The 22,021-nt window shown below is 69.6% G+C and carries 17 protein-coding genes; 4 read left to right on the top strand and 13 right to left on the bottom strand.

The features are described from left to right. Window positions 1-9: 9 nt before the first annotated feature. Window positions 10-1,491, top strand: coding sequence for a mannitol dehydrogenase family protein (locus tag C8E87_RS32210; RefSeq protein ID WP_133877239.1), 1,482 nt, complete (start codon window positions 10-12; stop codon window positions 1,489-1,491). On the opposite strand, the gene C8E87_RS32205 is transcribed toward C8E87_RS32210, so the two are convergent. From C8E87_RS32205 to C8E87_RS32160, 10 genes are all read right to left on the bottom strand, one after another. Beyond that, entirely contained in the window at window positions 1,477-2,172 is a 696-nt protein-coding gene (locus tag C8E87_RS32205; RefSeq protein WP_133877238.1) for a phosphatase PAP2 family protein, read from the bottom strand. The genes C8E87_RS32210 and C8E87_RS32205 overlap by 15 nt on opposite strands. A gap of 30 nt (window positions 2,173-2,202) precedes the next feature. Continuing rightward, a complete protein-coding gene (locus C8E87_RS32200) occupies window positions 2,203-2,880 on the bottom strand; it encodes a phosphatase PAP2 family protein (protein ID WP_133877237.1) in 678 nt (225 codons plus the stop codon). A gap of 130 nt (window positions 2,881-3,010) precedes the next feature. Beyond that, window positions 3,011-3,523 carry a hypothetical protein gene (locus C8E87_RS32195; RefSeq protein ID WP_133877236.1) on the bottom strand — a complete coding sequence of 171 codons (513 nt, stop codon included), beginning with the start codon at window positions 3,521-3,523 and terminating at the stop codon, window positions 3,011-3,013. A 10-nt stretch (window positions 3,524-3,533) separates the two neighbouring features. Then, a complete protein-coding gene (locus C8E87_RS32190) occupies window positions 3,534-5,102 on the bottom strand; it encodes a hypothetical protein (protein WP_133877235.1) in 1,569 nt (522 codons plus the stop codon). Window positions 5,103-5,165: 63 nt separating this feature from the next. Beyond that, complete coding sequence (locus tag C8E87_RS32185) at window positions 5,166-6,482, bottom strand: family 4 glycosyl hydrolase (RefSeq protein ID WP_133877234.1); 1,317 nt, start codon at window positions 6,480-6,482, stop codon at window positions 5,166-5,168. After that, window positions 6,472-7,500: a carbohydrate kinase family protein gene (locus tag C8E87_RS32180; protein ID WP_133877233.1), complete on the bottom strand. Its 1,029-nt coding sequence runs from the start codon at window positions 7,498-7,500 to the stop codon at window positions 6,472-6,474. Before C8E87_RS32180 ends, C8E87_RS32185 begins: the two co-directional genes overlap by 11 nt. A gap of 69 nt (window positions 7,501-7,569) precedes the next feature. Next, window positions 7,570-9,801 (bottom strand): alpha-xylosidase, encoded by a 2,232-nt coding sequence (gene yicI / locus C8E87_RS32175; RefSeq protein ID WP_133877232.1) that lies wholly within the window; start codon window positions 9,799-9,801, stop codon window positions 7,570-7,572. Window positions 9,802-9,838: 37 nt separating this feature from the next. Next, a complete protein-coding gene (locus tag C8E87_RS32170) occupies window positions 9,839-10,720 on the bottom strand; it encodes a carbohydrate ABC transporter permease (RefSeq protein WP_133877231.1) in 882 nt (293 codons plus the stop codon). Then, window positions 10,717-11,601 carry a carbohydrate ABC transporter permease gene (locus tag C8E87_RS32165; RefSeq protein ID WP_133877230.1) on the bottom strand — a complete coding sequence of 295 codons (885 nt, stop codon included), beginning with the start codon at window positions 11,599-11,601 and terminating at the stop codon, window positions 10,717-10,719. Before C8E87_RS32165 ends, C8E87_RS32170 begins: the two co-directional genes overlap by 4 nt. Before the next feature lie 56 nt (window positions 11,602-11,657). After that, the gene (locus tag C8E87_RS32160; protein WP_133877229.1) at window positions 11,658-12,968 is read right to left on the bottom strand and encodes an ABC transporter substrate-binding protein; all 1,311 of its coding nucleotides are present in this window, start codon (window positions 12,966-12,968) and stop codon (window positions 11,658-11,660) included. A 1,422-nt stretch (window positions 12,969-14,390) separates the two neighbouring features. Between C8E87_RS32160 and C8E87_RS32155 the strand changes: the two genes are divergently transcribed. Continuing rightward, window positions 14,391-14,819, top strand: coding sequence for a DUF4362 domain-containing protein (locus C8E87_RS32155; RefSeq protein ID WP_133877228.1), 429 nt, complete (start codon window positions 14,391-14,393; stop codon window positions 14,817-14,819). Here the strand turns inward: C8E87_RS32155 and helR are convergent. Next, window positions 14,809-16,914 carry an RNA polymerase recycling motor ATPase HelR gene (gene helR / locus C8E87_RS32150; RefSeq protein ID WP_133877227.1) on the bottom strand — a complete coding sequence of 702 codons (2,106 nt, stop codon included), beginning with the start codon at window positions 16,912-16,914 and terminating at the stop codon, window positions 14,809-14,811. The genes C8E87_RS32155 and helR overlap by 11 nt on opposite strands. Before the next feature lie 99 nt (window positions 16,915-17,013). Here helR and C8E87_RS32145 point away from each other — a divergent pair, with 99 nt between their 5' ends. Together C8E87_RS32145 and C8E87_RS32140 are read left to right on the top strand one after the other, a co-directional pair. Then, on the top strand, window positions 17,014-17,457 hold the full coding sequence (locus C8E87_RS32145; protein WP_133877226.1) for a helix-turn-helix transcriptional regulator: 444 nt from the start codon (window positions 17,014-17,016) through the stop codon (window positions 17,455-17,457). A gap of 10 nt (window positions 17,458-17,467) precedes the next feature. Further along, entirely contained in the window at window positions 17,468-17,878 is a 411-nt protein-coding gene (locus C8E87_RS32140; protein WP_133877225.1) for a VOC family protein, read from the top strand. On the opposite strand, the gene C8E87_RS32135 is transcribed toward C8E87_RS32140, so the two are convergent. Then, entirely contained in the window at window positions 17,862-18,869 is a 1,008-nt protein-coding gene (locus C8E87_RS32135) for a LacI family DNA-binding transcriptional regulator (protein WP_133877224.1), read from the bottom strand. The genes C8E87_RS32140 and C8E87_RS32135 overlap by 17 nt on opposite strands. Window positions 18,870-18,987: 118 nt before the next feature. Continuing rightward, window positions 18,988-21,873: a glycoside hydrolase family 3 protein gene (locus tag C8E87_RS32130; protein WP_133877223.1), complete on the bottom strand. Its 2,886-nt coding sequence runs from the start codon at window positions 21,871-21,873 to the stop codon at window positions 18,988-18,990. Window positions 21,874-22,021: the final 148 nt, after the last annotated feature.

Below are 22,021 nucleotides of genomic sequence, written 5' to 3'. Positions count from 1 at the left end.
AGAGCGACCATGCTGCCCCTCAACGCCGAGACCCTGCGTCACCTGCCCGACGGACTCGCCGTCCCCTCGTACGATCGGGGCGCGCTGAGCACCGGCATCGTCCACTTCGGGGTGGGTGGTTTCCACCGCGCGCACCAGGCGATGTATCTGGACCGGCTGATGAACGAGGGCAAGGCCCTGGACTGGGCGATCTGCGGGGTCGGGGTGATGCCGGCCGACCGGCGCATGCAGCAGGTGCTCGACGCCCAGGACGGGTTGTACACGCTGGTGGTCAAGGCGCCCGACGGCACGCTCGACGCCCGGGTGATCGGCTCGATCAAGGAGTACCTGTTCGCGCCGGACGACCCGGAGGCCGTGATCGAGAAGATGGCATCACCCGAGGTGCGGATCGTGTCGCTCACCGTCACCGAGGGTGGCTACAACTTCAACGCGGTCACCGGCGAGTTCATGGCCGGCAACAAGGACATCCAGCACGACCTGGCCCAGCCCGGCCTTCCCCGTACGACGTTCGGGCTGATCACCGCGGCGGTCCAGCGCCGCCGTGAGCGAGGGCTGCCGCCGTTCACGATCATGAGCTGCGACAACATTCAGGGCAACGGGGACGCGGCCCGGCGCAGCTTCGTCGCGTTCGCCTCGCTGCGGGGGGACGACCTGGCCTCGTACGTGGAAAGCAGTGTGCTCTTCCCCAACAGCATGGTCGACCGGATCACGCCGGTGACGACGGACGACGACCGGGCCGAGGTCGCCAAGCACTTCGGGATCGAGGACGGCTGGCCCGTGGTGTGCGAGCCGTTCACCCAATGGGCGCTGGAGGACAGCTTCGGCAACGGGCGCCCGCCGTGGGAGGACGCCGGCGTGCAGGTGGTGCCGGACGTCGAGCCGTACGAGTTGATGAAGCTGCGCCTGCTGAACGCCTCGCACCAGGCGCTGTGCTACTTCGGCTACCTGTCGGGCTACCGCCTCGTCCACGACGTCACGCGTGACCCTGTGTTCGCGAAGTTCCTGCTCACGTACATGGAAAAAGAGGCGGAGCCGACGCTGGAGCCCGTGCCCGGCATCGACCTGCGGGAATACCAGCACCAGCTGATCGACCGGTTCTCCAACGCCCAGGTCAAGGACACCGTGGCCCGGCTGTGCGCGGAGAGCTCCGACCGTATCCCGAAGTGGCTGCTCCCGGTGATCCGGCACAACCTCGACGCGGGCGGCGACATTCTGCTGTCCACGGCCGTGGTGGCGTCGTGGGCCCGGTACGCCGAGGGGGTCGACGAGCAGGGTGAGCCGATCGAGATCGTGGACGGGCTGCGCGACAAGCTGACCGCGGCGGCCCGGCGGCAGCACGAGAACCCGGTGGCGTTCATCGAGGACCGTGAGGTGTTCGGCGACCTGATCGAGAGCGAACGGTTCGTGTCGGCGTACCGGTCGGTGCTCGCGTCCCTGCACTCGCGCGGCGCCAAGGCCACCCTCGACGCGCTGGTGTCAGGAAGCCTTTAGCCGCGAGGTCCGCAACCGGGCCGGCACCGCCCAGCCGACGGCCCGGTTCAGCACCTCCCGCGCCATGACCACGACGCAGGCGCAGCCGTTGAGGAACGACGCGGTGACGTCGGTCGGGTGATGCATGCCGCGGTACAGGCGGGCGAGGGCGACCGCGACCGGGATCAGCACCAGCAACCACACCAGGCGTTTGGCCCACGTACGCCGCAGCAGCGTGAACAAGAGGAACGCGAGCCCGACGTACAGGGCGACGGCGGCCGAGGTGTGCCCGGACGGGAAGCTGGAAGTGGGCGGCGAGTCGTCCATGCGGTGCACGCCCGGACGTTCCCGATCGATCACCAGCGTCGTGAACAGGAAGACCAAGGCCTGGGCGCTCACCGCCAGGCAGAGATAGAGCGGTTCCCGCCAGCTTTTCAGCTTCCAGCGCAGAATCGCGGCGGCCACCCCGGTCACGGCGATGATCACCGGGGTGCTGCCGATCAGGCTGGCGATCTCACTGAGCACGTTGAGCGGCGCGGTGCGGTGAGCCTCGAGGGCGCGGTTGATGTCGTCCTCGACGGTGAGCGGCCAGGCGTGCTCGGCCACGCGGGTCACCAGCAGGCCGAGGCCGACCATCACTCCGAAGAGGACGGTGACCGGCAGCAGCAGACGCCGGGCTACTTGCCCGATGACGGGAGGCATGGCCGCCCCCGTACCCGATCCGGCCGAATCTCATACCTGGGCGTCGATGAGCTTCCGCGAGCGGCGGTACGAGAACGCGGCTGTCGTCGCCGCCACCACGGCCAGGCCCAGCAGCCAGCCGCCGACCACGTCGCTGAGCCAGTGCACGCCCAGGCCGATCCGGAACAGCCCGGTGAGCACAGGAATCACGACACCCGCGGCCAGCAGGAGCCGCCGGCGCCGCACGGCGGGCCACAACGCCATCACGACGACCGCCGCACCGAGCGCGTTGTTCAGCGCGTGCCCCGACGGGAACGAGTACCCGACCGCGGTCGCCACCGGATCCAGGAACGCCGGGCGCTCCCTTTCGAAGAGCAGTTTCAGCAGTACGCCGAGCAGCCCACCGGCGATCATCGTGATCGCGACCCACCAGGCCTGCGGGCGGGCCCCGCGCCGGACCAGCCAGATGACCAACGCGAGGGCCGCCGCGCGCCACGTCCACGGGTCGAAGACCAGGCACCACCACCACATGAAACCGGCCCAGCCCGGGTGCGCCGCCGAGAAGTCGTGCACCGGCACGCTGACGTCGCGGTCGAGCGCGTGCAGCCAGCCGACGTTGCCGACGACCAGCGCGGCGATCACGGCGAACGGCACGAGCAGCACAACGGCCCCGGTGGCGGCCACCGCCAGCCGGATCTCAAGGGCGTGTTCCCGGTTCTCATCACGCATGGGACCAAGTCATACCCCGGCGGCGGCGCTCCTCACATCCCGGTCAGAGGACGCCGGCACCTCGGCCGGGCGCGCGGGATCTGCAGGCTCACGGCGAGCAGACCCGAGCACAGCGATGCCGACGGCCCTGTCAGCTCGAGCGCTTCCCCTTCTTCCCCGGCCGCCCGTAGTGGATCGTGAAGTTGTTGACGCTGTCATCCCCCTGAATGACAACATCGGAGTCGTAGGCATTGCGAGAACCCGGGGCGGCCGGGCCGGCCCCTCGGGAGCCACGAACCCGATCCGGATCAGCAGGGGTGTGCCCGGCCTGAGCGCCCGGCACCCCCTCGGCATCGCGAACCTCCCTCGCAGGCGCCCCGGCAATGCGATCCTCCTGCGCCGGCCGCTCGGGATCGCGGCCCCCGCTTGTCGGAAACTCGGCACTACGGTCTTCCCGCGTCGGCGACTCGGCGTCGCGGCCCGCCTCAGCCGAGCGGCCACGGAACCACACAGCGACCGAGACGGCGGCCACCGTCAGCGCCAGCAGGAAGCTGCCCACGCCGGCATACTGATCGGCGTCCCCCAGACCGACCGCGACGAAGAAGACACTCGCCCCCACCAGCACAATCACGAAAACGGCGGGCAACCACCACTTCTTGACCACGCCAAACCCCTCAAATCGTGAAATAGGGCCAGAATTCCTTGTCCTGTTCAGCCGGTTCGGTCGGCGGGGGCGCAGGGGCCGCCGGCGAGATCGGACGCGGCGGGGTCGCTATGGGTACAGGAGCCGGAGGGTCCTCGGAGGTCCAAGGATCTCGCGTGGTCCGCGGCGTTCCGGGAGTGGAGGAGGCCAGCCCTTGCGGGCTTCGCGGGGCCGGCGCCCGGGTTCCGGGGTTCGAAGGGGTGGGGATCGCCGGGTTTTGCTCTGTTGGCGAGGTCACCGGCGCCAGGGGGTGGGTGGAGACGGCTCGGGCCAGTGCGACGTCGAGCTTCTTCAGGGAGCCGCCGAGCCTGGTGGCCAGGTCGATCTCGCTGCGCCGGCTGATCGTGTTGCCGTAGCCGACCATGACCGCTGAGGCCAGGTCGACGGAGGCCCCGCGGAACGAATGCGTCACCGACGTGTTCCGGTGACCCAGGTCCGGCGCGCCGGCCAGCAGGTCGCGGGTTTCCAGGTCGCCGACGGCGGTCAGCATCGTCGCGGCCGGGTCGGAGGCGTGGGGACCGCCGCGGAACGCCGCCGCCAGTTCCCCGATCAGCTCCGGCCGTTCGTTGAGCATCTCGGCGAGCGGGATCACCGTCTCCCGTACGTGGTAATGCGCTCTCACCCGCAGTTTCGCCCCGTCGCCCTGGTTGACCAGCTTGGAACGGTGCGAGTCGACCGACACGTACGGGGAGATCTCCCTCCGGTACGCCTGGACGCCGTCCTCCCGCGGCGGCCCGGCCAGGTGGCGCAGCCGGTCCTTCAACGCGCCGACGGCCCGGTCGGAGGGGTCGGCCATCACGTCGGCGAAACGCTCGACCGCGAGCGGGTCCCGGTACAGGCTCTTGCAGTCCAGGGTGACCCTGCGGACGTGATAGTGGTCGACCGCGTCGAGGTGGCAGTCGTTGGCCTGCACCACCACGTCGGAGTCGGTGGTGCTGACGTGGCCGGGGCCGAAGTGCGTCCTCCTCTCGCGCACGACCAGCTCACCGTGTCCTGGCGCCGCGACGTCGAGGAACATCGGCGGCAACTCGGCAGGGGGTTCGAGCTCGAGCAGGCCGGCCAGCTCGCCGACACGGGCGACCAGGCCTTCGAGCGCCGCCGGGGTGGCCGGCCCTCGCCGTTCCGCGTCGGCGACAGCGGTGGCGACCCGCTGCGCGGCCCTCACCACCCGTACGGATTCGCCCGGCTCGCCGTCGCCGTCGTCCTGTTCGATGTTCGTCCGCAACGCCTTGATCGCCGCGTTCACGTGTTTGAGCCGCTGACCGGTGGTCTGCCGGCTGAGTTGCGCGACGGTCCGCCGCAGCGCAGCCCAACCGGTGGCTGAGGCTCCCTCCCGGGATGGCTGCACGGGACGGGACAAGGCATCTGTGGAGGGCGACGCCTGCGTCCGGCGCCTGGAGGAGAACGCGTCGCGCAGGTCCAGCCAGGAGAGGTCCGCGGAGGTGGCGCCGGCGGCACGCTCCTCGGGTGGCGCGGCTGTGGCAGGGTGCACGTCTTCGGTCCGCGGCGTTTCGCGGGATCGATAAACCTCGTACCGCATGTCGACATGGTGCCACCGGCCGGCGGCACGCAGGCGCGCACGCCGCAATCGGACAGCCCGCGCTCAGCTCAAATACCGCAACTCCGGCAGCGCCTCCTGATAGCCGGCGATCAACCGCCGCGCGACCGGCACCGAGTCGATCAGCGGGTGGGAAGCCATCGCGCGCACGGCCACCGCCCGCGACCCGGTGACCGCCGCCTCCAGCACCGCCCGGTCGGTGGCCTTGATCCGCCGCACCAGGTCGGCCCCGCCCGCGAACAGCGACGTCGGCAAGGGCCGCGCCCCCGAGCCGTCCACGACGCAGGGCACCTCGACCACGGCTTCGTCGTCCAGGGCGGGCAGCGTCCCCCGGTTGCGCACGTTCAGGATCAGCGGCGTGGGCGTGCCGGTGGCGATCGCCGACATCAGCGCCAGCGCCACACCCTCGTACCCGCCGCCCTCGACGGACTCGGCGTCGCGCGTCCCCAAGCCTTCGGTCGCCATGTACGTCGCGTCGCGTTCCCGCCGGGCCTCCTGCCAGGCCTCCAACGCAGTCCCCCCGGCCGTCAGCAGCCGCGCGTAGACGTCGCGTTGCCGGCGCAACAGGAACTCGCCGCGCGTTTCCGGCGCCGCCAGCAGATCGCGCACCACGGCCGCGTGGTCGTAGTAGTAGTGCAGGTATTCGTTCGGCACCGCCCCCAGCGCCCGCAGCCGTTCCGCCCCGAAGAGCTGCCCCTCCTCGAACGACTCCACGAGCGACGGCGAGGCGAGCAGCCGCGGCAACAGATCAACCCCGTTCCCCCGTACGGCGGTCAGCCAGCCGAGGTGGTTCAGCCCGGCGTACTCGATCTCCACCTCCGACGGGGCGACGTCCAGGGCCCGCAGCACCCGCCGTACCAGGGCGGACGGCGAGTCGCAGATCCCGATGACCCGATCGCCCAGGTGCGCCGCCATCGCCTCGGTGACCAGGCCGGCCGGGTTGGTGAAGTTGATGACCCACGCGCCGGGCGCGACCAGGCTGATCCGCCGTGCGATGGCCCGGGCGACGGGCACTGTCCGGAGCCCGTACGCTATCCCGCCCGCACCCACCGTCTCCTGCCCGAGCATCCCCTCGCCGAGGGCCACCCGCTCGTCGATCACCCGCCCTTCCAGCCCGTGCACGCGGATCGCGCTGAACACGAAGGACGCCCCGGTCAGCGCCTCGGTCAGGTCGGTGGTCGCCTCGATCCGCGGCCCGCCGCCGAACCCGCGCAGCACCCGCACCACGGCCGACAGCCGGGTGGCGTCGACGTCGTGCAGCACGACCTCGTCGACAGGGGATCCGGGCCCGCGCAGGGCGCCGTAGACGAGCGGCACCCGGAACCCGCCCCCGCCGAGAATGACCAGTTTCCTACGAGACATGCGCATCCGAGAGTCGTGCCACTGTCGCTCCCGCGCGGCGCACGGTGCGTTGTTCCCCGCCGGGGATCACGTCGTCGAGGAAGGAGTAGCGCTCGGAAAGCGACGGCGTGCCGGACGCCTGCCGCCACCAGTCGGCGATGTCGCCCCACCCCGGGGCCGACAGCGAGCCGCCGAAGTGTTGCACTGAGAGCCCGGCGATCAGGTTGGCGAAAGCCAGGCTCTGCGCCAGCGGCCACTCGCGCAGGGTGCCGAGGATGAACCCGGCGGTGAACACGTCACCGGCGCCGGTCGGGTCGAGGGCCGGCACCGGCACGCCGGGCACGTGCACGGTCTCGCCGGTGCGTGCGTCGTGGGCCAGCACCCCGTCGCCGCCGCAGGTCACCACCACGACGGGGGCCAGCCCGGCGAGCCGGCGCAACGCCTGTTCCGGTGTGGAGGCGCGGGTGTACTGCATGGCCTCGACCGCGTTGGGCACGAACGCGTGGCAGTCCTCGAGCATGTCGAGCACCTCGGCCGGCCATTCGGCGCTGGCGTCCCAGCCGACGTCGGCGAACACCAGCGTGCCCGCTTCCTTGGCCCGGCGTACCCAGGGCAGCCGATCCTTGGTCAGGGAGACCGAGGCGGCCCGGCAGGCCGGGAGCTCGCCGACCAGGCCGTCGGCCCCGACCGGCAGCGGGTGGCCGTGGGTGATCATGCTGCGGTCGCGGTTGTAGGCCAGCGACACGGTGACCGGCGAGTGCCCGTCGATGCGCCGGGACGCCGTCAGGTCGATGCCTTCCTGCTCACACAGGATGTGCGCGCAGAAGTCCCCGTACGCGTCGGTGGCCAGCGCCGTGCCGAGGCCGGTGCCGAGGCCGAGCCGGGCAGCGGCGACGGCCAGGTTCGCGATGCCGCCGGGGCACGAGCCCATCCCCGACGCCCACACCTCGGTGCCCGGCTGCGGCAGGTCTTCCAGGCCCGTGAAGATGATGTCGAGATAGACGACACCGGGGACGAACAGGTCCAGTTCCGGAGTCATCTCGAGATCCTATGCGAGGTCAGCCGTGGTGGGGCCGCTCCGGGACAGCGACCCCACTCACTCTGTCGCCTACCCCGCGACCCAGGTGGCCTCCCCCGCCGCGAGGTCCGCCGAACCGCCGCCGACGATCTCGACGCGCCAGGGCAGCTCGGGGCCGTCCCGGTCGACGCGAACCGCCGTGCCGTCGCGCGTCACCGTGAAGACCGATTCCCCCACCCGTACGGTCGTGGCGCCCTCGGCCGGGTCGAACAGCCGCAGCGTGACGCCGTCGGCGTAGTCGTAGTCGGGACGGTCGGTGCGGTTGCCGATCGGCAGCACCGCCCCCGGCCTCACGAGCAAAGGAACGCTGTCAAAACCGTGGGTCTCGCGCATCCAGCGCGGCCCCTCGACGACCTCGCCGGTCGTGAAGCGCGTCCACAGCCCGGCCGGCACGTAGTAGTCGACCTCCCCGCCCTCGCTGAACACCGGCGCCACCAGCAGGTCACCGCCGAGCAGGTACTGCCGGTCCAGATGCGTCACCGCCGGGTCGTCCGGGAAACCCACAATCATCGGGCGCATCACCGGCAGGCCCTGCTCGTGCGCCTGCCGGGCCGCCTCGAACAGGTACGGCATCAGGCTGTACTTGAGGTGCGTGAACGAGCGCAGCACCTCGACCGACTCGTCGTCGAACAGCCACGGCACCCGGTACGAGTGGTTGCCGTGCAGCCGGCTGTGCGACGACAGCAGGCCGAACGCGATCCACCGCTTGAACACCGCCGGGTCGGGACGGCCCTCGAAACCGCCGATGTCGTGGCTCCAGAACCCGAAACCCGAGCTCATCAGCGACAGGCCGCCACGCAGGCTCTCGGCCATCGACTCGAAGGTGGCCGAGTTGTCGCCGCCCCAGTGCACCGGGAACTGCTGCCCGCCGACGGTGGCCGACCGCGCGAACAGCACGGCCTCGCCCTCACCCCGATGTTCGCGCAGCACGTCCCAGACGACCTGGTTGTAGAGCTGCGTGTAGTAGTTGTGCATCCGTTCCGGGTCGGAGCCGTCGTGCCACACCACGTCGGTCGGCACCCGCTCGCCGAAGTCCGACTTGAACGCGTCCACCCCCATCTCGACCAGGGCCGCGAGCTTGCCCGCGTACCATTCGCGCGCCGCGGGGTTGGTGAAGTCGACCAGCGCCATGCCGGCCTGCCACCTGTCCCACTGCCAGACGTCGCCGTTGGCCTTCCTGACCAGGTAGCCGTTGGCCAGGCCCTCGGCGAACATGGCCGAGCGCTGCGCGATGTACGGGTTGATCCAGAGACAGGTCCGCAGGCCCCGGTCGTGCAGCCGCTTCAGCATGCCCGGCGGGTCGGGGAAGATCGCCGGGTCCCACTCGAAGTCGCACCAGTGGAACTCGCGCATCCAGAACGTGTCGAAGTGGAACACGCTGAGCGGCAGGTCCCGTTCGGCCATCCCGTCGACAAAACTGGTGACAGTTTCCTCGTCGTACGGGGTCGTGAAGCTCGTCGTCAGCCACAGGCCGAAGGACCAGGCCGGGGGCAGCGCGGGACGGCCCGTCAAGGCGGTGTACTTGCGCAGCACGTCGGCCGGGGTGGGCCCGTACACGACGAAATAGGACAGCGTCTGCCCGGCCACGCTGAACTGGGTGCGCGAGACCATCTCGCCGGCCACCTCGAACGACACCTTGCCGGGGTGGTCGACCAGCACGCCGTAACCCCGGTTGGTCAGGTAGAACGGCACGTTCTTGTACGCCAGCTCGCTGCTGGTGCCGCCGTCCTCGTTCCAGATGTCGACGCTCTGGCCGTTCTTGACGAACGGGCCGAACCGCTCGCCCAGCCCGTAGACCGCCTCCCCCACCCCGAGGTCGAGCTGCTCGTGCACGTAGTGCTCGCCGTCGGCCGTGTCGACAACGCCCATGCCGCGCCAGCCGCTGCCGGTCAGCCGCCTGCCGTCCGCCTCGAAATCAAGACCCCACTGCTCCCCCGTACGAAATCTCGCCGTGAGACGCCCCGAGGTGAGCTCGCTGTTCCCCACGCTCACGTCGTGGTCCTCGACGGTGATCGCGAAGTTCGGTCCCGTCGGAGCGCCGCCGAGGAAGTGCCCGAGCGTCACCTTGAGCACGTCGGGCATCGGCGCCTCGACCGTGACCGTGATCAGCGGCGTGTCCAGGGTGTCCGACCGGCTGCGGACCGGCTTGGTGGTGGCGTACGCGGTCAGGGTCTTCTCGCCGGCCTGCGTGTCCCGCAACTGAACCGGGTGCAGGACGGTCAGGCCCTTGCGCTTGAGCCAATACCCGTCGGTGAACTTCATGAGCGTCCTTTGCTTCTTCACGAGCCTTCGGCGAGGGCTATTTGATGGCGCCGGCGGTGATGCCGCGGGTGAGGGTGCGCTGGAAGACGAGGAAAAAGATCATGGCGGGGAGGATGCCGATCAGGCCGGAGGCGCTGGTCATGGTGGCGTCCATCAACCGGTCGCCCTGCAGCACGCCGAGGGCCACCGGCACGGTCTGGTTGTCGTTGGAGACGAGGAAGACCAGCGGCAGGAAGAACTCGTTCCACGTCCAGATGAAGAAGAACGTGAACAGCACGCCGAGGGTGGGGCGGCTGACCGGCACCACGACGCTCCACAGGGTGCGCAGCTTGCCGGCGCCGTCGACGTCCGCCGCGTCCAGCAGCTCGGTCGGGAACTCCTGATAGACCGAGGTCAGCAGGTACGTGCCGAACGCGGCCTGGATGACCGTGAAGATGACGACGATCGCGATCAGGCTGTCGTAGAGCCCGGCCTCCTTGGACAGGAAGTACAGCGGATAGACCAGCACCTCCTGCGGCAGCAGGTTCGCGACCAGGAAGAACACCAGGAACCAGAGCCGGCCCTTGACCTTGCCGATGCCCAGCGCGTACGCGTTGAGGACCGACAGCAGCACCCCCAGCACCGCCACCGTGAAGCTGGTGACGAAGCTGTTCCAGAGCTTCTGGCCGAAGTCGACCCGGTTCCAGAAGTCGACGATGCCGTCCCAGTAGAGGCTCGCGGGCAGCGACAACGGGCCGCCGCCCGCGTAGTCGGCCGGGCTCTTGACGGCGTTGATCGCGATGATCAGCAGCGGGGCTGTCACGATCAGCAGCAACGCGAGCAGGGCCGCGAGGATGACGAACCTCAGCGGATTTGCCCTCTTCGCCGCCGCGATCGCCGGCTCGGTCTCGCGTTTCGTCCTGTTTGCCGTGAGGGTCATGCTTTACGCTCCGCGCGGTTCTGCAGGCGCAGGAACACGATGGACAGCGCGATGATCAGCACGGTCAGCACCGTGGAGATCGCCGACCCGTACCCGACCTGGGCTTTCTCGAAGAAGTTCTTGTAAGCGAAGTACGACGGCACGAGCGTGGCGTTGCTCGGCCCGCCTCCGGTGAGCACGAAGATCGGACCGAAGATCTTCAACGCCGCGATGGTGGTCGTCACCAGCACCACGTAGAACTCCGGCCGGATCAGATACACCGTGATCTTGCGGAATCGCTGCCACCAGGTCGCGCCGTCGAGGTCGGCCGCCTCGTACAGCTCCGGGTCGACCCGCTGCAGGCCGGCCATGAACATGACGATCGGATAGCCCAGCTGGACCCAGATCATGATGCCCATGACGCTGTACAGCGCCGAACCCGGCTCGCCCAGCCAGTTGTGGGCCAGCCCGCCCAGCCCGATCGACTCGAGAATCTTGTTGAGCGCGCCGTAGTCGGGATGCAGGATCCAGCCCCACACGATGCCGGTGACCGCCACCGGGATCACCTGCGGCAGATAGAACCCGCTGCGGAACAGCGACGCCCACCGGTTGCTGAACTTCTTGGCCACGTAGTCGAAGAGCACCGCGGCCAGGAACAACCCGAGCAGCGTCGGCACCACGGCCATGGCCAGAATGAGCAGCAGGATGTTGCTGAACGAGCCCCAGAACAGCGAGTCCTCGAAGAGCCGGGTGTAGTTGTCGAAGCCGATCCAGCGCTGCTCGCCGACCCCGTTCCACTTCGTGAAGCTCGTGTAGACGGTCATCACCAGCGGCACGACGATGACCAGAAGACTCGCGAGCACGCCCGGGATGAGGAAGGGCCAATACCCCTTACGCCTCATGGTTTTCCTTCTTCCTGTACGCGGGCGGGCATGCGTGATGCCCGCCCGCGCCCGGGTCACTTGCCGAGGTCGGCGAGGTTCTCGTCGTACGGCTTCTGGATCTCGGTCAGGACCTGGTCGGGCGTCTTCGAGCCGTTGATCAGGCCCTGCACGCCCGCGACCAGCACGTCGTAGTAGCCGGGGGCCGGCCAGTCCGGATAGAACGCCAGGCCGTCCTCACCCGAGATCTTGTTGAAGTTCTCGATGAGCTCCTTGTTCTTGGGATCGGTGATCGCCGCCGTGTCGGCCGCCACCGGCACACCGCCGTTGTTGCCGAGCAGCGCCTGGATCTCCGGCTTCATGGTGATGTCGATGAAGTCGTACGCGAGGGCCTTGGCCTTGCTCTTCTCCGGCACCACCCAGAGGTTGCCGCTGGAGCCCGGGTGCAGCTTGTTGCCCGGGAACAGGAACGTGCCCCACTCGAAGTTCTTGATCTCGTTGACGAACCGCCCGTACCACCACGACCCCGAGATCATGATCGGGAACTTGCCCTGCGTGAACGAGACACCCATGTCCTCGGCCTTGATGCCGGCCGAGTTCTTGGCGATGTAGCCCTTGTCCACCCACTGCTTGAAGGTGTCCGCGCCGTACTTCAGCTGCGGGCCCTTGAAGTCGACCTTGTTCTTGTAGAGCTGGTAGTCGTCGACCCAGGCCCGGTCGGCCTTGCTCAACGCCAGCGAGTACAGGATCTGCTGAGCCGGGTACTCGGCGCCGCCCACCGCGAGCGGGGTGACCTTGTTCTGCACGAACGTGTCCATCACCTTGGTGAACTCGTCGAGCGTGGTGGGCACCTGCAGGTTGTGCTTCTTGAACAGGTCCTTGTTGTAGTAGACCTCGACATACTCGGCGTAGTTGGGGATCCCGTACGTCTTGCCCGAGCCCATGATGCCGTCGTCGTCGTATTTCGTGGTGGTCTGCAGGCTCGAGTTGAGGGCCTTGTCCCAGCCGCGCTTGCTCGCCTCCTCGGTGAGGTCGGTGAGCAGCCCCTGCTTCGACAGAAGCCCGGCCGTGGCATTGCCCTTGTTGTACTCCATGATGTCCGGGGCGCTGTCCGAGTTCAGGATCATCTGGGCGTTCTGCTGGATCTGCTCGAAGCCCTTCTCCTCGAACTTGACCTCGACACCCGGGTGCGTGCTCTTGAACTCCTCAATGGCCTTGTTCCAGGCAATGCCCATTGCGCTGGTCGGCCCCTCGTAGTGCCAGAGCGTCAGGGTCTTGGCGTCGGCGCCTTCGCTGCTGTCGTCACCACCCCCACCACAGGCGGCAAGAGCAAGCGAGACGGCCATCATCAGTGCACCGGCCGAGAGGCCGGCTCGCGATCGATTCATGTCTTTCGTCCTCCGGGAGGATTCCGTCGAAGCGCTTCGACGATGCCGGGGTAGAGCCGTGGTGCTCAGATAGAGGCGCGGTGCTCGGGTTGAGCCGTGGCGCTCGCACCCCTTCCGGGCCGCCGCACCACCACCCACCCCGCCACCTGCTCTTGTCGAAGCGCTTCGACGCGGGACTTTGGGAGGAAAAGTAGGCGCGCCCCCACCCGCGTGTCAACGGTGTGACAAAGACATTTCCAATCCGCAGCCCAACGTCGCCGCACTCCGCCCGCGCATCCCCGCTTCCGCCCGGCCCCGCGCCTCACCGCCCCGGCGGGCGCGACTCACCTCCCGACCCGGCCCCGGGCACGGCAGCCCCACCTCCCCGCCCTGGCCCCGCAGCCCCGCTTCCCGCTCCCGCCCAGCCAGCGGCCTCGACTACCGGACCCTGCCCGCGCCTCACCTGCCAGCCCCAGCCAGAGCCTTACCGCCACCAGACCGGCGTCTCACCTCCCGAACCCGGCCCCACGGCCCACCCCTGCCCGGCCCGGCCCGACCCCAGCCTCACCTCCGCCCGGCCCCGCAGCCTCACTTCCGGGCTCACTTCTCACAGTCCGCTTCTCATGCCGTCTGGCGTCCTAGGAGGCTAGGTCGAAAACCATGACGGCGGGGCCGAGCGGCAAGGCGGGGCCGAGCGGCAAGGCAGGGCCGAGCGGCAAGGCGGCACCGACGGCAAGGCGGCACCGAGCGGCGACAAGGCGGAATCGGCATGACGCGAAAGCCACACCCTCGCCCCGCTCCAGGGCCTACGGGCCAGCCCATATCCGTACAGAGGAGTACTCACGTCTGTGCAGCGGTCGACGCGACCCGCGCGAGCGGTCAGGACCGGCTGGGGCGAGGCCGTCTGCAGCTCGGTGAGTCCATCAGCGGGAGGGCAACTGGGCGTAAACCGCTTGCTGGACGAACGACGGCGGACGGAACGTCGGTTGGGTGGAGTGAGATCGCAGCTCAACCATTGGGCGAGCGCGCCGATTGAGGTGACATCCGATGCGGCGTGGTGGCCCACTTGCGCTCGCTGCATTTGATGAGCAGGGTGGTCGTTCCAGGACTCTGGTCGCGGTGACTACTCAAGGCCGTTATCAGGCTGCGGCTGAATGGAACTCGCTGTGCTGTGGTCCGGGTTGGAGCGTCTCTGGGAAGAGAGGGTTTGCGGCCGGACCCCCGACCGACGAGTTTTACTCAGCCGCAGCCTGGTAGCGGCCCCGAGTGGTCACCGCGACCAGAGTCTCAGGGCGACCAAGGTAATTCGCCGGCCATCAGCCGGCGGCGGAACGACCATGGGTGACGGTCGAAACCCGGTGGGCGCGTCCAAGCCGCCACGGGTGACCGATGCAGGCGCAACCGGGTGACGGTTCCCAGCGTCCAACCGGGGTGAGACGACTCGTGGCACTCGCTCCCCGGCTCTTCGCGGCCGCCGCCTGCGGTGGCGCCCCGACCTCAGCGGCGCCCAGCCCGTCGAAGGCCCAGTACACCGTCAAACCCAACACGACGCTGAGACCCGGGTTGGGGGTGACCGACTGCGGCACCTTCACGCTGGCGCAGGGCGAGCAGCTGCCCGATCAAGCGGCCCGCTGCTTCGCCGACGAGGCGGGGGCCGGCCATCGTGCGCTCCTGAAGCTCACCCGGCCCACGGTGGAGGGCGCCCCGATCCATGTCACGTACACGTCGGGGGACGACGGGCGTACCGAGGTGGTCACGGATTCGCGGGCAGACAACTTCGGGCCGAGGACGGTGACCACCGAGGACTGTCAGGGGCCGAAGCCGGGTCCGTACGGCATCGACTTCACCTCCTGCGTACGGGTCACGAAGTGAGAATCACCAGTTGCCGGGTCGCGCGGGTCATCGCCACGTAACGGTCGACGGCCCCGAACTGTGCGGGGTTGACCAGGATGACCAGGTCGAACTCCAAGCCCTTGGCCAGCACCGGAGTCAGCGAGCGAACCCGCGCCGAAGGCCACGAGAACGTGGGATCGCCGATGACGCAGGCGACACCGTCGCCGGAGGACAAGAGGGAGCGCAACTCCGAGGTGGAGCCGTAGTGCACGGGCAGGCCGCCCTCGCGGATGGAGGTGGGGACGTTGGCGTCGGGCAGGACGGCGCGGATCACCGGCTCGGCCGCGGTCATGATTTCGGACGGCGTGCGGTAATTGATCGTCAACGAGGCGAGGCGCAGGCGCTCGATGCCGACGCGGTGCAGGCGTGACGACCACGACTCGGTGAAGCCGTGCCGTGCCTGGGCCCGGTCGCCCACGATCGTGAAGCTGCGCGACGGGCAGCGCCGCAGCAGCATCTGCCATTCGGCGTCGCTGAGTTCCTGCGCCTCGTCGACGACGATGTGCGCGAACGGGCCGGCCAGGCGGTCCACGTCGGAGCCGGGCAAACCCGCCTCGTCGATCAGCACCTCCCGCAGGTCCTGCTGCACCAGCATCTGCATGAGGCCCTCACCGTCGTCGTACTCGTGGGAGGCGATCAGGTCGTCGATGACGCGGGCGTACGAGCGGCGCTGCGTGTCCACGGCGGCGGCCCGGCGGCGTTCCTCGCGGGAGGTCTCCGGGTCACCGACGCGCTGGTGGGCGGCGTCGAGCACGGGCAGGTCGGAAACGGTCCACGCCCTCGGGTCGGGGCGTTGCAGCGCGCGGATCTCGTCGGCGTTCAGCCAGGGTGCGCATTTGCGCAGGTAGGCCGGCACGGACCAGAGATCGGCGACGATGTCGAGGGGTTCCAGGATGGGCCAGGCCCGGTTGAACGCCGCGAGCAGTTCACGGTTGCGCAGCAGGCTCCGGCGTACGAGGTCGGAAGGCTCTTCGCCGTGGTATTTGGACAGCAGGATCGTGAGCAGTTCCTCCCACACCTGGCCGCGGCCCTCGTTGTGCGGGGTGCCGGGACCGGGCGCGTCGAAGGCTTCGGCCCAGTCGTCGGCGGTCAGGTGGATCTCGTCGTCGTCGGTGGCCACGGTCATGCCCCGGGTGGGCGGCTCCTCGTAGAACCGTACGGCCGCCTCCACGGCCCGTACGATCCCGGCGGTTGACTTGAGGGCGGCGACGGCCGGGTCGGGCTCGTCGACGGCCGTCGCGCCCTCGGGCACCAGGTCGCGCAGGGTGCAGGTCTGCACGTCCTCCTCGCCGAGGCTGGGCAGCACATCGGAGACGTACGCCAGATAGGGCTCGTGCGGCCCCACGAAGAGCACCCCGCCCTGACGCCGGTGCAGGCGCGCGTCCGAGTAGAGCAGGTAGGCCGTGCGGTGCAGCGCGACCACCGTCTTGCCCGTGCCCGGACCGCCGTCGACGACGAGCGCGCCGTCCGAGCCGGCCCGGATGATCGCGTCCTGGTCGGCCTGGATGGTGCCGAGCACGTCCCGCATGCGCGCCGACCGGTTGCTGCCCAGGCCGGCGATGAACGCGGACTGGTCGTCGAGCGCCGCATGCCCGGACAGGGCGCCCGGTTCGAAAACCTCGTCCCAGTAGTCGGTGACCTGGCCGCCGGTCCACCGGTAGCGGCGGCGGCTCGCCAAGCCCATCGGGTCGGCGTGGGTGGCGCCGAAGAACGGCTCGGCGGCGGGCGAACGCCAGTCCACCAGCAGGCGCCGGCCGTCGCTGTCGGTGAGCCCGAAACGGCCGATGTACACGGGGTCGCCGCCGGACGGGACGATCCGGCCGAGGCAGATGTCGAGGCTGTAGCGGCGCAGCGCGCGCAGCCGGGCGGTGAGCCGCTGCACCTCCTCGTCGCGGTCGACGGCCTGCCTCCCCTTGCCCGCGGGCGCCTTGCGGACGGCCTCGAGGCGCTGCGTCAGGTCGACGACGGTGGCGGACAGGCTGGTGGCGATCGCGGCGAAGTGTTTCGCGTCCTCGGCGATCAGTGCCGGGTCGGCCTTGGCGGCCAGACTTCTCGGCAAATTAAACGAATCCACGCGTTTCCCCCTGTTTCGCGGTTACGGTCAGCGATTCTCCGCCAACCCTGGGGTCTTGCCGCAAGCCCCCAGGTGTGGTAGACGATGAGAGTGGGGGGAATGGCGGACAAGCACGAGCAGCGACTCAAGGACCTGAAGCTTCTCCGCCGGGTACGCGACCGCATCGACCGTGACTACGCTCAGCCGCTCGACGTCGAGGCCCTGGCCCACGGCGTCAACATCTCGGCCGGGCACCTGAGCCGCGAGTTCCGGGCCGCGTTCGGCGAATCCCCGTACAGCTATCTCATGACCCGCCGCATCGAGCGCGCGATGGCCCTGCTGCGCCGCGGCGACCTCAGCGTCACCGACGTGTGCTTCGCGGTCGGGTGTTCCTCGCTCGGCACGTTCAGCACCCGGTTCTCCGAACTGGTCGGCATGTCACCCAGCGCGTACCGCCGTTACACCGCCGAGCACGAGCAGGGTCGCGGCCTGCCGGGGTTCGTCGTCAAACAGGTCACCCGACCGATCAGGAATCGAGAAGCAACGCCTGCGCCCGGCCTCTAGCGTTGGCGGCATGGAACTCACCATTCACAACACCTTCCTTCCGGCCGACAACCCCGAGGTGTCCCTGACGTTCTGGCGCGACACCATGGGTTTCGAGGTACGCAACGACGTCGGCTACGGCGACATGCGCTGGATCACCGTGGGGCCGCCCGGGCAGCCGCAGACGTCGATCGTGCTGCACCCGCCGGCCGTCGACCCCGCGCTGACCGACGACGAGAAGCGCGTGATCGCCGAGCTGATGGCGAAGGGCAGCTACGCGAGCATCGTGCTGAGCAGCCCGAACGTCGACGAGGCGTTCGAGACCGTGCAGAAGAACGGCGCCGACGTGGTGCAGGAACCCATCGATCAGCCGTACGGGCTGCGCGACTGCGCCTTCCGCGACCCGGCCGGCAACATGGTCAGGATCAACCAGGCGGTTTAGCCGTGCTCTCCCGCTCGACGAGCGTGGGCGGGAGCAGCCGTACGGGCTCGGTGTGCCGGCCGTCGAGCAGCTTCATCGCCGTCTCGACCGCCAGGCCGCCGACGTCGTGCGCGGGGATGTCGACCGAGGTCAGGGGCAGCGGCATGTTGAGCGCCACGTCCCGCGGGCAGACGGCCACCACCGAGATGTCCGCGGGGACCCGCCGACCGCTCGCCTGCAGCTCCTCGAGCACGATCCGCAGGGCCTCCTCGTTGTGCACGACGAAAGCCGTCGCCCCCGGCAGCTGCGCGTCGATGTCGGCGAGGCAGGCCCGCACGCCCTCGCGCCCCGGCTCACAGGGGTGGGCGAGCGTTTCGAGGCCCAGCGCCGCGGAGGTCTCGGTGAAACCCGTCAAAAACCTTTCCGCGTACGTGGTACCGCGCTGATAGACCGCGGGCGAGGGCCCGACCAGCGCGATGCGGCGGTGCCCGTGGAACGACAGGTGCCGCAGGGCCTCGGCCGCGGCCGCCTCGAAGTCCAGGTCGACGCAGGCGATGCCGTCCGGGTGCTCGGGCAGCCCGATCAGCACGGACGGCTGCTTGAGGCGGCGCAGGGCCGGAATGCGCACGTCGTCGCGTTCCACATCCATCACGATGAGCGCGTCGACCATGGTGCTGTGCGCGACGCGCTCCAGCCCGGCGGTGCCCTCGTCCTTGGTCAGCAGCAGCACATCGTGGTTGTGCACCCGCGAGGCGGTGACCACGGCCGTCGCGAACTGCATGATGACCGGCACGTTGACGTCGACCCGCAGCGGCACGACCAGGGCCAGCACGCTGGTGCGGCTGCTGGCCAGAGCGCGGGCCCCCGCATGTGGGTGGAACCCGAGCTCGGCGATGGCCGCCTGCACCCGGGCGCGGGTCTGCGCCGAGATCGGGCGGCGGCCGCTGAGCACGTACGACACCGTGCTCGGTGACACCCCGGCCGCCCGAGCCACGTCGTTGATCGTCGCCATCCACCCTCCCCTGCCGGGAATCCTACTGACCAGCGGACCGGGGCGAGGCCGCCGCGGTCCACCGGTTGATCCGCCGGCGGTCCAGGGCGGGGGCAAAAGGCCTGGTCACGCGCGCACGCTATCGCAGGGCGAACTCGGCCAGCCGCACCCCCTCGCTCAGCACGAGATACACGTCATGGCGGCCGGAGGTGCGCGGCAGGGTCGCCTTCACCTTCGCGTACGAGTAGACGCCGCCCGTCCCCGGGGCGGTGGCGGCGCCGAGCAGGCGGCCGGTCGGCGAGCCGAGGCGCACCTGCACGGTTCCGGCGCCGGAAACACGGCCGGTGAACGATGTGACCCCGTTCAGCGCGGCGTCCTTGTACGCGACCCACTGCCCGTCGGCGGTCGCCCCGACAACGGTTCCGGCGGCTTTTGTCTCGTCGAGCAGCCGGACCCCGGCATACGCGTCGAAGGTCTCCGCCCGTACGGGGGAACGAAGGTTTCGGGCGGGAATCGTCTCGCCTTTCACCGGCAGGACACCCCGCACACGAATGTCGTCCGACGACGCCCCGACGAGAACGTCATAGGCCGACGACTCGACGATCCAGCGGCCCCGAGTCTGGTCCCAGCGAGCCAGATCGGACGGCTTCAGCGGCAACGTCACCGTTTTCGTCTGCCCGGCTCTCAGGGACACCTTGGTGAAACCGCGCAACTGCTTGACCGCCGTACGGTCGCGGGAGGTTCTCTGGTGCGTGTAGAGCTGCACCACTTCGTCGCCGTCGCGGGCGCCGGTGTTCGTGACGGCGACCGACACCTTACCGGCGCCGACCGACAGTTTCCCGTACCGGAACGAGGTGTACGACAACCCGTGCCCGAACGGATAGAGCGGCCGATCGGAACTGTAGAGGTACGTCTGCCCCGACGTGATGATGTCGTATTCGAGCAGATCACCGGAGACCGACGCGGGCCACGTCTGGGTCAGCCGCCCGGCCGGATTGCGGTCGCCGTAAAGCACGTCGGCCAGCGCATTCCCCGTCTCGGCCCCGGCGTGGGTCGTCCACAGAACGGCCGGCACCTCCTTGGGCAAAGCGGACACCGGGTAACTGGTCTGCAACACCACGACCGTACGCGGGTTCGCCTTCACCACGGCTCTGACCAGCGCTTCCTGCCCGGCGGCAAGACCGGTTCCGGTACGGTCGTGAGCCTCGCGCCCGTTGATCATGGGCTGGCTGCCGACCACGACCACGGCCGTGTCCGCCGCTTTCGCCGCCGCCACCGCCTCGTCGATCGCACTGCGCAGCACCTCACGCGTGAACCGTGTCGCCCCGGCCGCGTCCGGCGAGCCCAGCGACAGCCGGCCGTCCGCGCCGGCGGTCACGTAGACGTCGGGCCCGAACCAGCTCTCCGACGTCTCGTACCCGGCGTAACGCAGCACCACGCTGCCGTCGGCCTGCGGCTCGAGCTTGAACTGCTGCTGCACGAACCAGCCGCCCGGCTGCTCCTCGCGGGTCAGGAAGCCGCCGTCGAGGTAGCGGCCGTTGGCCACGTTGCGCAGCGTCACCACGTCCTGCCCCCAGTCGACGACGTCGAACTGGGCGGCGGCGTCGGCGGCCGGGGCGGTCACGGTGGCCGGGCTGTCGCCGTTGGCGGTCAGGTAACTGCCGGTGGTGACCGAACGTAGCGCGATGCGGTCCGCCCCCGAGCCGCTGACCACCTCGTTCGCGCGCTCCGCGATGCCGTCGACGGCCGTCACCTCGTACGGAAGCTTGCCGCCGTACCAATCGGTGTAGAGCTCACCGGCCAGCGGCCCGACGACCGCGACCTTGCCGCCCGGCCGCAGCGGCAGAGCGCCGCGCGTGTTCTTGAGCAGCACCATCGCGTCCCCTGCGGTCTCCCGCGCGAGTTGCCGGTGCGCCGGCGAGTTGATGACCGACGCGTCGATTCCCGCGTACGGGCCCCCACCCGGATCGAACTCACCGAGCCGGAACCGGATGCTCAGCGCGTGCCCGGCCGCCCGATCGACGTCGGCCTGCGTGAGCAGCCCCTGCGCCAGCGCCTGCTTGACCGCGGCGACCGTGGGCGCGCCGTTGGTGTCGTCGACAGTGAAGCTGTCCAGCCCGGCCTTGAGCAGCGCCGCGCTCGCCTCGGCCTGCGTCGCGAAGTAGGCCTGCGAGCCGGTCAGGTTGTTCGGCGCCCACGCGTCGCTGACGTTGAACAGCGGGTAGTCCGACCATTCGCGCAGCAGCCCGGCCTGATCCGGGTCCACTGTGGTGGGACGCCCGTTGACGAGGTTGTAGGAAGCCATCACGCCGGTCGCCGCGTTCGCGGTCAACGCCGGCTTGAACGCAGCCCGGTCGTACTCGTTGAGCACCCGCGGCGGCACGTTCGACGAGGTGGTGTCGCGCCGCGTCTCGTTGTTGTAGGCCAGGTAGTGCTTCAGCGTCGGAGCCGTCTTCAGGTGGTCCGGGTCAGGACCCTGCAACCCTTTCCCGTACGCGGTGGAGATCGCCCCGGTCAGGTGGGGGTCCTCGGAGTAGCCCTCCTCGTTGCGCCCCCACCGCGGATCGCGCAGCAGGTTCACCACCGGCGCCCACAGGTTGAGCCCGAACACGCGCGGTTTCCGCGCATGGAACCCGCGGGCCTCGTCACCGACCGCCGCGCCCACCCGTTTGATCAGCTCGGGGTCCCAGGTGCTGGCCAGCCCGACGGCCTGCGGAAAGCTGGTGCCGTCGGCGGTGACCACGGCGCCGCCGTTGTCGATGTCGGTCGACCAGGCCACGCCGTGCAGCGCCTCGGTGCCGGTCTTGAAGAAGCCGACGCCCAGGCGCGGGATCGCCGGCTGATACTGATGCAGCAGCGGGACCTTCTCGTCGAGCGTGAGCCGCCCGACGAGGTCGTCGACGCGCGCCTGCAGGGGCAGGGCGGGGTCGCGGAACGGGTAGGACGGCTCGGCACGGGCCGCGCCGGGGACGACCGGAACGGCCAGCAATCCGGCGGCCAGAACCGCCAGGGAACGCCTTCGCATGTGCGATTCACCTCAGCTACGGAATGCGCCCGGCGTGCCCTTCGTCGAAGCGCTTCGATACGGCGGCGGATCCGCCAACCATAGATGCCGGTAAATCTGGTGTCCATAGCCGCGAGCACCTCGCCGACCAAGCGGATCGACAGCCGGA

It is taken from the genome of Paractinoplanes brasiliensis (genome assembly GCF_004362215.1).
Lineage (GTDB): Bacteria > Actinomycetota > Actinomycetes > Mycobacteriales > Micromonosporaceae > Actinoplanes > Actinoplanes brasiliensis.
Note: the sequence above shows the minus strand (reverse complement) of the source record. Positions and strands in the feature narration are given on the sequence as shown.

Coding starts and splice junctions, on each gene's coding strand:
- C8E87_RS32210 (WP_133877239.1), top strand. CDS start 10: ATGCTGCCCCTCAACGCCGAGACCCTGCGTCACCTGCCCGACGGACTC.
- C8E87_RS32205 (WP_133877238.1), bottom strand. CDS start 2,172: ATGCCTCCCGTCATCGGGCAAGTAGCCCGGCGTCTGCTGCTGCCGGTC.
- C8E87_RS32200 (WP_133877237.1), bottom strand. CDS start 2,880: ATGCGTGATGAGAACCGGGAACACGCCCTTGAGATCCGGCTGGCGGTG.
- C8E87_RS32190 (WP_133877235.1), bottom strand. CDS start 5,102: ATGCGGTACGAGGTTTATCGATCCCGCGAAACGCCGCGGACCGAAGAC.
- C8E87_RS32185 (WP_133877234.1), bottom strand. CDS start 6,482: ATGTCTCGTAGGAAACTGGTCATTCTCGGCGGGGGCGGGTTCCGGGTG.
- C8E87_RS32180 (WP_133877233.1), bottom strand. CDS start 7,500: ATGACTCCGGAACTGGACCTGTTCGTCCCCGGTGTCGTCTATCTCGAC.
- yicI (WP_133877232.1), bottom strand. CDS start 9,801: ATGAAGTTCACCGACGGGTATTGGCTCAAGCGCAAGGGCCTGACCGTC.
- C8E87_RS32170 (WP_133877231.1), bottom strand. CDS start 10,720: ATGACCCTCACGGCAAACAGGACGAAACGCGAGACCGAGCCGGCGATC.
- C8E87_RS32165 (WP_133877230.1), bottom strand. CDS start 11,601: ATGAGGCGTAAGGGGTATTGGCCCTTCCTCATCCCGGGCGTGCTCGCG.
- C8E87_RS32160 (WP_133877229.1), bottom strand. CDS start 12,968: ATGAATCGATCGCGAGCCGGCCTCTCGGCCGGTGCACTGATGATGGCC.
- C8E87_RS32145 (WP_133877226.1), top strand. CDS start 17,014: ATGGCGGACAAGCACGAGCAGCGACTCAAGGACCTGAAGCTTCTCCGC.
- C8E87_RS32140 (WP_133877225.1), top strand. CDS start 17,468: ATGGAACTCACCATTCACAACACCTTCCTTCCGGCCGACAACCCCGAG.
- C8E87_RS32135 (WP_133877224.1), bottom strand. CDS start 18,869: ATGGCGACGATCAACGACGTGGCTCGGGCGGCCGGGGTGTCACCGAGC.
- C8E87_RS32130 (WP_133877223.1), bottom strand. CDS start 21,873: ATGCGAAGGCGTTCCCTGGCGGTTCTGGCCGCCGGATTGCTGGCCGTT.